The sequence below is a fragment of the Flavobacterium sp. UMI-01 genome (assembly GCF_019656315.1).
Lineage (GTDB): Bacteria > Bacteroidota > Bacteroidia > Flavobacteriales > Flavobacteriaceae > Flavobacterium.
Map to the genome: position 1 here is coordinate 157,632 of NZ_BPLU01000019.1, position 13,654 is coordinate 171,285.

The following is a 13,654-nucleotide window of genomic DNA, read 5'->3' on the forward strand; positions in this document are numbered from 1 at the left end:
AAGTTATTATCCTAAAAATTAGGTTTATTTTTCTCTGATATAAATATCTATAGGTACTCCTGAAAAATCCCAATTTTCTCTTATTTTATTCTCAAGGTAACGCTTATAAGGTTCTTTTACATATTGAGGCAAATTCGCAAAAAACACAAACTGAGGCGTTGGCGAAGGCAATTGCATACAATATTTAATTTTTACATATTTCCCTTTAGTTGCAGGGGGTGGATAAGCTTCAATCACTTTCAACATATATTCATTGAATTTTGAAGTAGCAATACGTTGTTGTCTGCTTTCAAAAACCTGAACCGATGTTTCCAAAGCTTTTAACAAACGTTGTTTGGTCAATGCAGAAACAAAAAGGATAGGCACATCAGTAAAAGGAAGTAATTCTTTTTGGATTTGTTCTGTATAATCACGGGTTGACATAGTATCTTTTTCAACCAAATCCCATTTATTCACCAATATCACTACTCCTTTACGGTTTTTAACTGCTAACCAAAAAATATTTTGGTCTTGACTCTCAAAACCACGAGTAGCATCAATTACTAAAATACAAATATCAGCATGCTCTATGGCACGAACTGAACGCATTACCGAATAAAACTCTAAATCCTCTTTTACCTTAGCTTTACGACGAATACCCGCTGTGTCCACTAAATTAAACTCGAACCCAAAACGATCAAACTTAGTATCAATCGCATCACGAGTAGTACCCGCAATATCCGTTACCATAAATCGGTCTTTACCAATTAAAGCATTGATAAAACTTGATTTTCCGGCATTAGGACGCCCTACAACCGCAAAACGTGGCAACACCACCTCTTCTTTAACAGGTTCTGGTTTTTCAGGAAAAGCTTCAATCAAAGCATCCAATAAATCACCCGTCCCACTTCCTGATATACTAGCAAATGTATAATAATCACCTAATCCTAGATTGTAAAACTCTACTGCGTCTTTTTCACGCATGGCATTATCTACTTTGTTTACAGCTAATAAAACAGGCTTGGTTACTTTTCGCAACAACTTCGCCACTGTTTCATCCATTGGTGTAATACCTTCCTCAACATCAACCACAAACACAATTACATCGGCTTCATCAATAGCCAACTCTACTTGTTTACGGATTTCGCCTTCAAAAACATCATCTGAGCCACGCACATAACCTCCTGTGTCAATTACTGAGAATTCTTTTCCATTCCACTCACTTTTTCCGTAATTTCTATCACGAGTCACCCCTGAAACAGAATCTACGATCGCTTCTCTTCTTTGAATCAAACGATTAAAAAGCGTCGATTTCCCTACGTTTGGTCTTCCTACTATGGCAACAATATTATTTGTCATGCTTATTTTAACTTTTTTGCAAAGGTACATTTTTTGTTTAAGGTTATTTTAGTTTTAAGTTTAAAGTTAGTCTTCTAATTAATATAACTCTTTTAAACCTTAAACGTTAAACTTTTAAACAAAACCTTTACTGATTATACCCGAAACGTTTCAACATATTCGCATTACTGCGCCAATTTTTGTTCACTTTTACATACAATTCGATATGAATTTGTTTCCCAAAGAATTTTTCCAAATCTTCACGTGATTCCATACCTACTTTTTTCAAAGCTGCTCCTTTATGTCCGATGATAATTCCTTTTTGGGTATCACGCTCCACCATAATCAACGAACGGATTTTGATAATATCATCCGTCTCTTTGAATTCTTCAGTAACAATCTCTACGGCATACGGAATTTCTTTGCTGTAATTCAACAAGATTTTTTCACGAATAGTTTCATTTACAAAAAAACGTTCCGGTTTATCGGTCAATTGATCTTTAGGGTAATATGGTGGTGATTCTGGCAATAATTCTAAAATTCGCCCAAAAACTTCTGGCACATTAAAATTTTGCAAAGCCGAAATCGGGAAAATTTCAGCATTAGGAACTTTTTCAGCCCAAAATGCTACTTGTTGCTCCAATTGCTCTTGATTCGAATTATCAATTTTATTCAATAATAACAGTACTGGAATTTTAGCATGAATGATTTTTTTAAAAAAATCTTCATCTTTTAAATCCTGTTCTCCTATTTCTACCATATAAACTAAAACATCAGCATCCTCAAAAGCGGATTTAACAAAATTCATCATCGACTCTTGCATTTCATAAGCAGGCTTAATTATTCCTGGAGTATCAGACAACACCATTTGAAAATCTTCTCCATTGACAATTCCAAGGATTCTATGACGTGTCGTTTGTGCTTTTGAAGTAATAATAGACAATCGTTCTCCCACAAATGCATTCATCAGCGTGGACTTCCCTACATTCGGATTCCCAATAATATTTACAAAACCTGCTTTATGTGCCATTTTCATTTGATTTTATGATGGCACAAAGGTAGTCATATCAAGTCAATAGAGGAAATAAAACATTTTTTAAAATTACGCATTGTAAATCTAAGATTTATGTGTATCTTTGCACCCGAAACAACGCGGGATAGAGCAGTAGGCAGCTCGTCGGGCTCATAACCCGAAGGTCACAGGTTCGAGTCCTGTTCCCGCTACTAAGTTAATTTTATTGAGATTACAAACGCACATCGCGGGATAGAGCAGTAGGCAGCTCGTCGGGCTCATAACCCGAAGGTCACAGGTTCGAGTCCTGTTCCCGCTACTATAGAAAAACACCACTTTTAAAGCTGGTGTTTTTTTGTTTATAACACTTTTTTATATGGAAGAATTTGTTGTTTACATTATTTATTCTGAAAAATTCAATAAAAATTACTCTGGATTTACATCCAACCTAATTGAACGCTTCAAATCTCACAACGAACTCAGTTCTAAAGGTTATACTTTAAAATTCAGACCTTGGAAAGTAATTCATGTAGAATTTTTTAACTCAAAATCTGAAGCCATGAAAAGAGAAAAATATCTAAAAACAGGTGTCGGAAGAGAGTTTATTAAAAATTTGATTCAAAATTCACAATAAGGGGAGAGCTCTTATCCGCCGCTGCGTACTACTAAAAACACCTTAATTAGGGAGGGATTTTAAAAAACTATTAATTAACAATTAACTTTTTAGTTTCTTTAGTAGTACCCGATTGAATCTCTACTAAATACACCCCTGGAGTTAAATTAGAAACAGATACCGGAAAAGGCTCTTGGGTCTTTTCAATAGAAATCACTTCCTTACCCAGCAGATTAAAAATCGTAATATGAGTACCCTCAATAGCTGAAACATACAGATTTGCAAACGTAGCTTTGTTTAGCGGATTAGGATATATTTTACTTTCTTTTTTGCCAAAAGTTTTATCGTCCACACTAAGATTTCCTTTTTGCCAAACTCTCACATACTCAATCTCATAATCTACAATTCCGTCATCTTTTTGACCAATAGGACTATTTAATTCTAAATCGGCTTTACTATCAGGCACACCATGCCAAGGAAAGGTCGCCTGACTCAACCATAATTTTAAAGGTTTGGTCACCACATAATTTTCATTAGCTCCATTTCCGCCATTTTGTAAAGTAACATCATCATAGGCATTGATAGTCGCTTTAGGTACATTGCGGTACAAGACTCCGTCTATGTATATCTTCAATCCATCGGCACTCCAGTCAAATCCATAAACATGGAAAGCATCGGCAACTCTAAAACCTAAATCATGACTTTCAGTATAGGTTGTTCTTCCACCACCTGCCGAAGTCCAATCATGGATTGACCACCAGAGCTCTCTGTCTTTCCACAATTTATTTGTTTGTCTGTGGTCACCAAAAAACTCGAAGAAATCCAGTTCGGTATTACTCCCTGTTCCCCAAAAGGTACTCGATATCTCGGCATCAGCAGCTTTACATTTTATCTCTAAATAGCCATATAAAAAGGTTTTTTTAGTGATAACGGCCGCCGTGGTAATGTTTTCATATTTAACTCCATTAGCATCTGTCAATGGCGAAAAAGGATAATCAGGCTCCCAACGGGTTTCCAGTTTTAATTTTCCATTTTCTAATCGAAAGTTATTCACCGAAAACTGCGAAGGGGCTCTCCCTCTGTGATTGGATTGAAAAACGCCATCCCTACCCTGCACCAACCATTTGGTTTCATCCAATTGTGTTGCTTCAAATTCATCGCTTACCTCCGTATTCAAAACCCAACCTCCTGCATTTACGGGGTCAGTCAATGGATATACTTGTGCATATAAAGTGGAAACAGAAAATAAGAACAAACTGAGCAGCGAATTCCATTTAAAATCATGACCTACCAAAATCTTATATAAGTAGCTATTTTTCATTAGTTTATAGTTTGATTAGAATAAGTAAATTTAAATTAGAAAGCGATAAATGATTTCCACTTTTTTACCCTTAGTCAAATAAATTTTACCTTGTTTGTATTGCTTTATCAAACAACAAATCATAAAAACCCATAAAAAAATGGGCTGGAAATTACTTTATTCCAGCCCAAATTAAATTATATCAATACGAGTACTTAGTTCGCTATTTTGAATGTATTAGGAAAACTAGCCATGTCTTTTTCTTTCCAAACTTTACTTAGCTCCTCTGGATCAAACCAGAGTGGCTCGGTGTGTTTTTTACTCCATTTTTCTGCCTCAAGAACCATCAACTTTAATTGTTCAGGATATTTTTGACTCAAATCATTTTTTTCTCCCATATCTTCATTGATATTGTAAAGTTTCCAAGAACTGTTGTAGCCTTTAGTGGCTTTCCATTCGTCTTGTCTTACTCCTACATCTGAAAATCCAGAACGGTGACGCATTGCAAAAATCATTTCGCCTTTACGAGAATCGCTACCATTTACTAAATTTTTCCAGATATTTTTACCATCCAATTTCTTGTTTTTTGGAATAGCCGCTTTGGCTAAATCAGCAAAAGTAGGATAGAAATCTAAGGCAGTCACTGGATGACTATAGGTTTTTCCTGCCGGAATATGGTTTGGCCAATGAAAAAACATCGGAACCCTGAAACCGCCTTCGAACGTATCCCCTTTAACTCCTCTTAATGGAAAATTGTTTGCTCCTTGGTCAGTACGTCCTCCATTATCACTTAAAAACACAATAAGTGTATTATCATACTGATTAGTCGCTTTTAAAGCCGCCACCAATTCACCCACACCACGATCTAGTGCATAAACCATTCCCGCATAGGTGCGTCTCGCTTTATCTTTGATGTTGCTAAATTTTTGCATGTCTTCTTCTTTAGCTTCTAAAGGCGTATGCGGTGCATTATAGGCTAAGTACAAGAAAAAGGGCTTTTGTTTTTTGCTAGCTTCATTCACAAAACGTACTGCTCCATCTGACAACGCATCAGTTAAATAATCTTTTTCTTGGGTAGGCGCGCCATTGTGTTGCAATGGTATAAGGTATTCCCAAATGTTTTTGTTTCCTGCAGCTAGTTGTTGCTTGTATTTGGCTTGATAATCTTCAGGGAAATAATTATGTCCACCACCTAAGAATCCATAAAAGTCATCAAAACCTCTGTCTTTTGGTTCATAACCCGCTACAGCACCTAAATGCCATTTCCCAATAATTCCTGTATAGTATCCTGATTCTTTCAATGTAGCACTTAAAAATTTCTCGCTCAACGGAATTCCTTGTCCTACACTTTTTTCACTGTTCGCTGGTAGATTGAATTGAGAACCAAATTCGTGTGGGTATCTCCCTGTCAACAAACCTGCTCTACTCGGCCCACAAAAAGGATGCGCTACATAAGCCGAAGAACAAACCGTTCCTGCTTTAGCCAACTTATCCAGTTCAGGCGTGATAATATCTTTTGAACCATTAAAGCCCACATCAGCATAGCCCAAATCATCGGCTACAATTAAAATAATATTTGGTTTGGTGTTTTTCGCATCACTGGTTTTTACTGATTGACTTTTCATCCCTGAACAAGCCAACAATAGCAATACGGTTGCAACAACAAGACTACTGTATAAATTCTTTTTAGTCATAATTTAAAAAAAACGGTTAATTGATTTGTTATTTTGAAAATGCAATAAACAAAGTTAATTCGTAAAAGCACCAATATGAATACAAGATATTATCCTTTACCTACTTTAAATTACCTTTAACAGCAATTGTAATTATTTTGAATAAAACTTCTCTACCACTCTTTTGTTTCGAAAATTACTAAAGATGTTATTTTGCAACTACAATCTCTTTACCCACTTTATAAATGGTATTTAAATCCTTAATTTTCAATTGTTGCTTTTCGCCATTGCTCCAAGTGATGGTTACATTTTCAACCGATTTGCATTTTCCTAAACCTGCATGCAGGAATGTGTTGAAACTTTGAGAATAGGGTGAGGATGTAGCACCTACCACGCGCTTGTATTGATTTCCACATGCGCTAAATGTCAGGACAGCCCCCATAGCCGACACTTTTTTTGACGGTGAATTCCCCACATTCACAACGATAAAATTATTATCCGTTTGAGTGGCATTAGTGAACACATGCCATTGCCCTCTTTCGTTACAATACACAATATCCAAATCGCCGTCATTATCATAATCAAAGGCATCGGCACCCATACCTGTTGCTCCCAACTCTTTTCGGATAATTCCGTGGTCATGAACCGGATTAAAATACTTGCCTTTGTCATTTAGATACATCAATTGCTCGACTACCGAAGCGGATTTACCATAACGCACAACAAAAATATCAGCCCATCCGTCGTTGTTAAAATCTCCCACAGCTGCACTCGCTGTCTGCTCTGATGCATTGATACCTAACCTAACTGTCACTTCCCTAAAATTTCCTTTGTTATTTTCTAAAAGTACGGCTGGCATTTCCTCAAGAGCAATTGTATTTGGTTTTTTGACGACATTGTGAATCACTGCCGAAGTACCTGATTCGGTATCAGCTTTAATTCGCCACAAACCATCGCCTACATAGCCTATATACAACCCTTTTTGTGACGTATCTTCAGGCCATCCTTGCGCTTCATTTGGAGTTAATTCAAAAGCATGGTCACCGTGTTTGTCTTTTTTACGTTCGAATAAGCGTTTATTAGCACCAATAAATACATCAAAATCAGGATAAGCCATTTGTAAATTTTCCAATTTAAAGTTTCCGTCGATATGGATATCTTCTAACTGAACCGCTTTATTTCTAATAAAAAAATAAAACGTTTTGGTCTTTTCATCGTACTCTTTTTCCGTATCAAAAGGTTCTTTACAACGGGTAAGAAACAAATCCAAATCACCATCATTATCAAAATCAATTTCAGAAATACTCGACACATCACTCCAATTGATGTTTTTGCCTAACAGCTCTTGCGTGACATCTTTGAACTCCATTTTCCCCAAACCTTGCACAAAAACCATTTTAGCGCCTCCGTAAAAAACGATATCTGAAATCCCGTCATTATTGAAATCAGTAATCAGCGTACGCATATTAAAACGATCTCCATGAGGAAGAAAATTAACAAACTTAAACTGGGAATTTTCACTTTTTTCATATAAAAAATGAGCCCGATTAACAGCGTCGTTTGGAGGAAAAGAAGAGGTCACCAAATCCAACTGTCCATTAGTATCAGCATCTATAAATTTTACGGCTCTACCTCGACTGCTTTCAAAGTTTTCGAAGGCATTTCCGCCAGAAATTTTTCGGTCTTTCGTAATTTGATATAATAAAGTCCTACTTGGTTTTTTTCCGCCACCGCCACCTGGCTGAACCAAAAGATCGACTATTCCGTCATTGTTATAGTCGCATACAGCCATACCGTGTGTATCACCTAATATAAAAGGTTTTCCTTGTACATAGGTTCCTTTGTTGTTCCAATACAATTCTACCCTGCGTGAATGTTCAATAAGAAACAAATCTAAGTACCCATCTTGGTCAAGGTCAGCAATGAGCGCATTATCAAATTTACGGCGATTGCGTTGCTCTAGTGGAATGCTATTTTCGGAAGCCTCACTAAATTGCACACTAGACTTTAGAAATGACTGGCCTTTATCTTGTGCAATAAGATAACTGGATAGTGCAAATGCAGTGAGGGTTAAAGCTATTTTTTTTATTTTTTGAAACATTTAAGATTTAGTTTTTTTAATTATACTATGGATACTTTTTTACTAATTGCTAATTAACCACATAATTATTCCGTTAAGTAGTTGTATCTTATCCATCGTTTCTATTTTTTTACCACAATCCTTTTTAAATCAAAAATTTGCAGTAAACTAAAATCAGTTTTCAATTTTGGGTAAAATACCTAAATTAAGAGGTAAAGTTTAGCATGTTTTATTGACGCCTATTTAGGTATTTTGTAGTATACAATTAACATAACTATAATCGAAATGAATTACCTAAGCACTTTTTCTAAGCAATTCAAACCATTATTTGGTCTTTTTATTTGGTCTATTATAATTCCCTTTCAGGCATTTGGACAAAACAAAAAGCAACCCAATATTTTATTTATTGCTGTAGATGATTTACGAAACGAATTAGGAACTTACGGATCAACTATTGTTAAGTCTCCCCATATTGACAAACTAGCCAGTGAGGGTATTCAATTTAACCGTGCCTACTGCCAACAGGCTATATGCGGTCCTTCGAGAGCGAGTATCATGACAGGAGCACGAACCGAAACGATTAATGTGATTGATTTGTTTCAAGATTTTAGAGAAAATGTTCCAAGTATCGTTACTATCCCTCAATTTTTCAGAAATAACGGGTACGAAACTGTTTATACTGGAAAAATATTTCACCCTGGCTACTCTGACGAAGAACTATCTTGGAGTCGCAAACCTGTAAAAGTAAAAGTAGGCCCTGATGTACCAAAAACCGAAGGAGGTTATGCGCTTGCCGAAAACCAATTGTTGTATCTAAAAAACAAAATTGCTCTTGAAGAAAAATATGGCGAGAAAATCATTCGTGAAAATTGGTTAGCAAAAGGCCCAGAAACCGAATGTGCCGATGTACCAGATGAAACCTATGACGATGGCTACAATACCTTATCGGCCATCGCCACACTTAAGGAGATGGTAAATAAAGGTGATAAGCCCTGGTTTTTAGGTTTAGGATTAAAAAAACCGCATTTGGATTGGATAGCTCCAAAAAAATATTGGGATTTGTATGACCAGGCCAGCCTTCCTATTGCGACCCAAGTAAATCCTCCAAAAGATGGTGCTGCCATGGGATTGTCTGAATCCTTGGAAGTACGTGTGGGAGCCGATGTGCCTAAAACAGGGGAATTTTCACCAGAATTACAACGCAAACTACGTCATGGCTATTATGCCTGTGTAAGCTATATTGATGCACAAATAGGCAAAATGATACAAGCCTTAAAAGATACAGGAACCTATGACAACACTATTATTGTATTATGGTCAGACCATGGGTTCAACCTTGGGGAAATGGGATATTGGGGTAAGGCAACTAATTACGAACTTGCTACTCGTGTGCCTTTTATCATCGTGGCTCCAGGGGTTACAGATAAAGTAAAAGGACAGCAATCAAACGCTATGGTAGAACTTATTGATGTATTCCCAACGCTTTGTGATTTGACAGGATTTAAAAAACCCAATAACCTTGAAGGACATAGTTTAGTTCCTATTTTGAAAAAACCAACTGAAAAGTCCAAAAAACCTGCTTTTAGCGTATTCCCTACTCCCGCTTTACGCGAATGGGCAGCGCGTCCGTTTACACCGCCTTTCAGAACGACTTTTTTCATGCCTTTGATTGAGAAAATCGAAAACCGAATTGAAAAACAGATGGGTGACAAATGGAACAGAAAAACTTTTGAGAAATTTGTAATGGGTTATGCCATGCGTACCGAAGATTATCGTCTAATTGTATGGAAAGACCGAAGGTTTCCTACTAACGAACCGCTATTTGTAGAATTATTTGACCATGTCAACGACCCAAACGAAACCGTAAATATTGCGGCTCAAAACCCTAAAAAAGTAAAAGAACTAATGGCATTATTAGATAAAAAATACTAATCCCTTATTTGCCCCATAAAAAAAATCCAGCGCAGTTAAAAAACTACACTGGATTTTTTTTTGAGCTTATCTACCAAACTACTTTTTGGCTGAAACATTATATTGTAACAACTCTTTTTTGACTAATTCGGGGGTTCTATAACGATCCATTCGATCTAAATCATACTTTTCGTATTCCCGTTTCAACATCCACAACGGACGCTCTAAGGTTAACTCCCATTGAAATAGTTTTTTATACATTTCACGAACTCGTTGTGGGTATTTTGTAGCCAAATCGTTTTGTTCTGCAATGTCTTTGGATAAATCATACAACTCTGCTGGTCTGTCTGGGAAACGGATAAATTTCCAATCACCTTCTCTGTAAACCCCTCTATTTTCTTTTTTCCAAAACAGCGTTTCGTGCGGTCTTGATGCAAGCTCTCCTTTTACATAAGGCAATAAATTCACCCCATCAATATCTTTTAAATCCGAAAGTTTTCCTCCTGCAGAAGCGTAAAAAGTAGGTAGTAAATCCATCGTACTTACGGGATATTGATAGCGTTGGTTTCCTTTTAATTTCGCTGGCCAACTCATTACAAAAGGTACTCGCAATCCTCCTTCTAAATGATTGGACTTGGTTCCGCTCAAAGGCAAATTGCTTGATGCATTTTTATCGGTAGGCCCTCCATTATCATTGGAAAACACAATAATGGTATTCTCATACAAGCCTAATGCTTTTAGTTTGTCAAAAACTTTTCCGCAAGCACGGTCTAAGGCCAATGTCATTGCGGCAACTTCTTTACGAGTTCCCTTTAAGTTAGGAAACTGAGCTAAATCTTCGGGAGTTGCTTCCATCGGAGTATGCACGGCGTTAAAAGCTAAATAAATAAAAAAAGGTTTGTCCTGATTTCTTTCGATAAAAGACACCGCCTTGTCTGCAAATACATCCGTAGCGTAGGCTTTTGGTTCTTCAAAATTACCAAAGCCACTCTCCATCAACTTATCCAAATGCCCTTTTGGAATATCTTTGTAAGCATAATAGCTTCTATCTCCTCCTCTAAATCCATAAAACTCATCAAAACCTCGTTTTAACGGATGGTACCTGTCTGCATCGCCCAAGTGCCATTTTCCTATCATCGCATTGGTGTATCCTAATTTTTTTAGATAATCAGCCATAGTTACTTGGTCTAAAGGCAATCCCATATCATCACCAAGAAATTTAGAACTTTCACTCATAAAACCCGGTACATTGATTTCTTCATACCCAAAACGTTGTTGGTATTTTCCCGTCATCAATCCGGCTCTTGAAGGGGCGCAGGTCGCATCTGTAACATAACCTTGACTGAAAATGACTCCATCCTTAGCCATTTGGTCTAGGTTTGGGGTTTTCATTACGGTACTGCCTTGGAATCCAAAATCAGCATAACCCGCATCATCTGAAAATAAGAATATAATATTGGGTCGTTTTTGGGCCTTAACCGTTATAGTTGACCCGATAAGGATTAGCAACAAAAGTGTTTTTTTCATTTTTATTAATTTTAAATATCATTTTTTAACCTATACCATTTATACAGAAAGACACTGCGACTATTTCTACTACTTTACAGTGAATCGATAAAACATACTACTCATTGAGCTAAAAAGCTTTTTATTTTGGTGTTGTTAAACAAAAAAGCCAAAAATTAGACACTCCAAAAAGAGGTGCCTAATTTTCAGCTTTCATTCAATAGGTAATGGATTTACTACCAAACAATCGGCATGAAAACAGTCATCTCTGCTTGTCCTCTGTTGCTCCAAGCATAATAAGGAACCAATTGCGTTTTAAACGATTTGAACTGAGGTTTAGAAACCACTTGGTACATCTCATCTGTTTTACCTTCTCTAATCAAAAGTTCCGCGTTGACAACCGTTATTCCGCCTAAGAAATCGGCTTTATGTTCAGCTACCAGTGGGCTGTTTCCGTTAATATATACATCTAAGATTGAAGCTTCTGTTGGTAAATCTGGCGTTTCCACACAATATACTATAGGCCCTCTTTTAACAGCCACTTGATTTCTTACTTCTTCAATTCGGTCGTGACCTTCTACCAAAGTTACTTCCATTGGCATGTCTAAAGTAATTACATCACCAGCTTGCCAAACTCGGTTGATTGTAGCAAATGAACCTGGATTTACGGCTACAGTTACCGCTTCACCATTAACGGTTAAGGTACTTCCCTTAGCCCATTTTGGGATTCTTACTTTAATATCAAAAGCAGTGTTTTTACATGCTTCTACTGTAATTTTCACTAAACCTTTCCAAGGGTACTCAGTGTCCTGTGATAGTTTAATTGGACTACCATCCAAGAGCGTTGTATCCAACATATTTCCACCAAATAAAATCACTGCCACACCATTTTCAGACAGGTTATACGCCCATCCTGAACTGTTGCAAATGGTTCTCACTAGGTTTGGAGGACAACAAAAACACTCTAAATAAGGTTGTCTTACAGGACTTTCGGTAACATCTTTATGCGCTTCGTAATCACGAGCGTTGTTTACCATTCGCAACGGATTAGAATAGAAATACTCTTTTCCTTCTAAACTGATTCCTGACAAACCACTATTATACAGTACCAACTCGATGATGTCAGCATATTTAGCATCTTCTTTGATACCTAACATTCGATTGCTGAACATAGCATTACAAAGGTTAGCACAAGTTTCATTATAGGCAGTCATATTAGGCATCATATACGCATCTATGAATCCCTCTTCAATCATTTCTCTATTAGAAGACGCACCATAATGTGCCTGACCTACTGCTCCGGTAACATACATTTTTTTATCAGTAACATTTTCCCATAATCTGTCAAGAGCATCAATAAGGGCTTTTTCACCTGTTTCAGCATAAACATCTGCTGCACCTGCATAATAATACAAGGCAAGTACCGCATGTCCTACGGCTTCATTTGCTTCTCTTAACGGAGTGCGCTCTTGCACCATATCACCAATAGGATATCCTACGGTCGTGGAATCATGCTTGATTTCATAAGTCCCTCTTCGGTTGATGAACTTTTCAGCAAGTGCTAAGTATTTTTCATTTTTTACAGTTCTGTACAATTCCACCAATCCCATAATTTGAGTTTGGTTGAAACCAAAACGTTGATAATGCTTGGTTTCAGGCATGAAATAAACACACAATAAATCAGCCATTTTAACAGCAATATCCAAGAAGTTTTTCTGTCCTGTAATACGGTAATGAACAGAAGCTGCAATAAACAAATGCCCAAAATTGTACATTTCGTGGTATTTTCTATTTTCAAATCGGTCTGCACCTTCGGTAATTTGGATATGAGTGTGAATGTATCCGTCTTCTTCTTGCGCCTGAGCAATAATGTCAATGTACTCATCCAATTCTTTTAACAAAGATTCGTTTTTGGTAAGTCCATACACATAGGTTTTGGCTTCCATAAATTTATAGAAATCCCCATCATGCCAATAAAAACCTTTATGTACCCCTTCTTTTAAACCCGCAGCAATTTTGAAATTATTTAATCCGTGTCCAATATCTCCACATAATAAATCTCCCATGTACGGAAGCATTTTTTCCTCAGCCGTTTTTACTTTTTCAGCCCAAAAACCTGCATCCCATTTACAGTCTCCAAAATTGATGCTCTTTAATTTTACAAAAGGACTCTCAGAATTATTCGTAATCGCTTTTGTATGAAAGTTTGAAATAGTACTCATCTTCTTCGTATTAATTATAT

At 36.8% G+C, this 13,654-nt stretch carries 9 protein-coding genes and 2 tRNA genes; 4 read left to right on the top strand and 7 right to left on the bottom strand.

What is annotated here, in order from left to right:
- Positions 1–24: 24 nt before the first annotated feature.
- Together der and era are read right to left on the bottom strand one after the other, a co-directional pair.
- On the bottom strand, positions 25–1,338 hold the full coding sequence (gene der / locus K5R64_RS08095; RefSeq protein WP_220762520.1) for a ribosome biogenesis GTPase Der: 1,314 nt from the start codon (positions 1,336–1,338) through the stop codon (positions 25–27).
- A 127-nt stretch (positions 1,339–1,465) separates the two neighbouring features.
- Positions 1,466–2,347, bottom strand: coding sequence for a GTPase Era (gene era / locus K5R64_RS08100; RefSeq protein WP_220762522.1), 882 nt, complete (start codon positions 2,345–2,347; stop codon positions 1,466–1,468).
- A gap of 121 nt (positions 2,348–2,468) precedes the next feature.
- Between era and K5R64_RS08105 the strand changes: the two genes are divergently transcribed.
- The 3 genes from K5R64_RS08105 to K5R64_RS08115 all read left to right on the top strand — a co-directional run bounded on the left by K5R64_RS08105 (position 2,469) and on the right by K5R64_RS08115 (position 2,963).
- Positions 2,469–2,541 (top strand) — tRNA-Met (locus tag K5R64_RS08105).
- 34 nt (positions 2,542–2,575) lie between these two features.
- Positions 2,576–2,648, top strand: a tRNA-Met gene (locus tag K5R64_RS08110).
- Between the two features lie 57 nt (positions 2,649–2,705).
- Positions 2,706–2,963, top strand: coding sequence for a GIY-YIG nuclease family protein (locus K5R64_RS08115; RefSeq protein ID WP_220762524.1), 258 nt, complete (start codon positions 2,706–2,708; stop codon positions 2,961–2,963).
- Positions 2,964–3,033: 70 nt separating this feature from the next.
- Here the strand turns inward: K5R64_RS08115 and K5R64_RS08120 are convergent, their stop codons facing one another.
- The 3 genes from K5R64_RS08120 to K5R64_RS08130 all read right to left on the bottom strand — a co-directional run bounded on the left by K5R64_RS08120 (position 3,034) and on the right by K5R64_RS08130 (position 8,016).
- Complete coding sequence (locus K5R64_RS08120; RefSeq protein WP_220762526.1) at positions 3,034–4,263, bottom strand: T9SS type A sorting domain-containing protein; 1,230 nt, start codon at positions 4,261–4,263, stop codon at positions 3,034–3,036.
- Positions 4,264–4,457: 194 nt separating this feature from the next.
- Positions 4,458–5,936 carry a sulfatase-like hydrolase/transferase gene (locus K5R64_RS08125; RefSeq protein ID WP_220762528.1) on the bottom strand — a complete coding sequence of 493 codons (1,479 nt, stop codon included), beginning with the start codon at positions 5,934–5,936 and terminating at the stop codon, positions 4,458–4,460.
- A gap of 187 nt (positions 5,937–6,123) precedes the next feature.
- A complete protein-coding gene (locus K5R64_RS08130) occupies positions 6,124–8,016 on the bottom strand; it encodes a CRTAC1 family protein (protein WP_220762530.1) in 1,893 nt (630 codons plus the stop codon).
- A gap of 264 nt (positions 8,017–8,280) precedes the next feature.
- Here K5R64_RS08130 and K5R64_RS08135 point away from each other — a divergent pair, with 264 nt between their 5' ends.
- Positions 8,281–9,927 carry a sulfatase gene (locus tag K5R64_RS08135; RefSeq protein ID WP_220762532.1) on the top strand — a complete coding sequence of 549 codons (1,647 nt, stop codon included), beginning with the start codon at positions 8,281–8,283 and terminating at the stop codon, positions 9,925–9,927.
- A gap of 78 nt (positions 9,928–10,005) precedes the next feature.
- Here the strand turns inward: K5R64_RS08135 and K5R64_RS08140 are convergent, their stop codons facing one another.
- Both K5R64_RS08140 and K5R64_RS08145 read right to left on the bottom strand, forming a co-directional pair.
- Positions 10,006–11,433: a sulfatase gene (locus K5R64_RS08140; protein ID WP_220762534.1), complete on the bottom strand. Its 1,428-nt coding sequence runs from the start codon at positions 11,431–11,433 to the stop codon at positions 10,006–10,008.
- Between the two features lie 215 nt (positions 11,434–11,648).
- The gene (locus K5R64_RS08145) at positions 11,649–13,634 is read right to left on the bottom strand and encodes a glycoside hydrolase family 127 protein (RefSeq protein WP_220762536.1); all 1,986 of its coding nucleotides are present in this window, start codon (positions 13,632–13,634) and stop codon (positions 11,649–11,651) included.
- Positions 13,635–13,654: the final 20 nt, after the last annotated feature.

Bases quoted from the DNA above. Each gene is read 5' to 3' on its own strand.
- der (WP_220762520.1), bottom strand. From the start codon at position 1,338: ATGACAAATAATATTGTTGCCATAGTAGGAAGACCAAACGTAGGGAAA.
- era (WP_220762522.1), bottom strand. From the start codon at position 2,347: ATGGCACATAAAGCAGGTTTTGTAAATATTATTGGGAATCCGAATGTA.
- K5R64_RS08115 (WP_220762524.1), top strand. From the start codon at position 2,706: ATGGAAGAATTTGTTGTTTACATTATTTATTCTGAAAAATTCAATAAA.
- K5R64_RS08120 (WP_220762526.1), bottom strand. From the start codon at position 4,263: ATGAAAAATAGCTACTTATATAAGATTTTGGTAGGTCATGATTTTAAA.
- K5R64_RS08125 (WP_220762528.1), bottom strand. From the start codon at position 5,936: ATGACTAAAAAGAATTTATACAGTAGTCTTGTTGTTGCAACCGTATTG.
- K5R64_RS08130 (WP_220762530.1), bottom strand. From the start codon at position 8,016: ATGTTTCAAAAAATAAAAAAAATAGCTTTAACCCTCACTGCATTTGCA.
- K5R64_RS08135 (WP_220762532.1), top strand. From the start codon at position 8,281: ATGAATTACCTAAGCACTTTTTCTAAGCAATTCAAACCATTATTTGGT.
- K5R64_RS08140 (WP_220762534.1), bottom strand. From the start codon at position 11,433: ATGAAAAAAACACTTTTGTTGCTAATCCTTATCGGGTCAACTATAACG.
- K5R64_RS08145 (WP_220762536.1), bottom strand. From the start codon at position 13,634: ATGAGTACTATTTCAAACTTTCATACAAAAGCGATTACGAATAATTCT.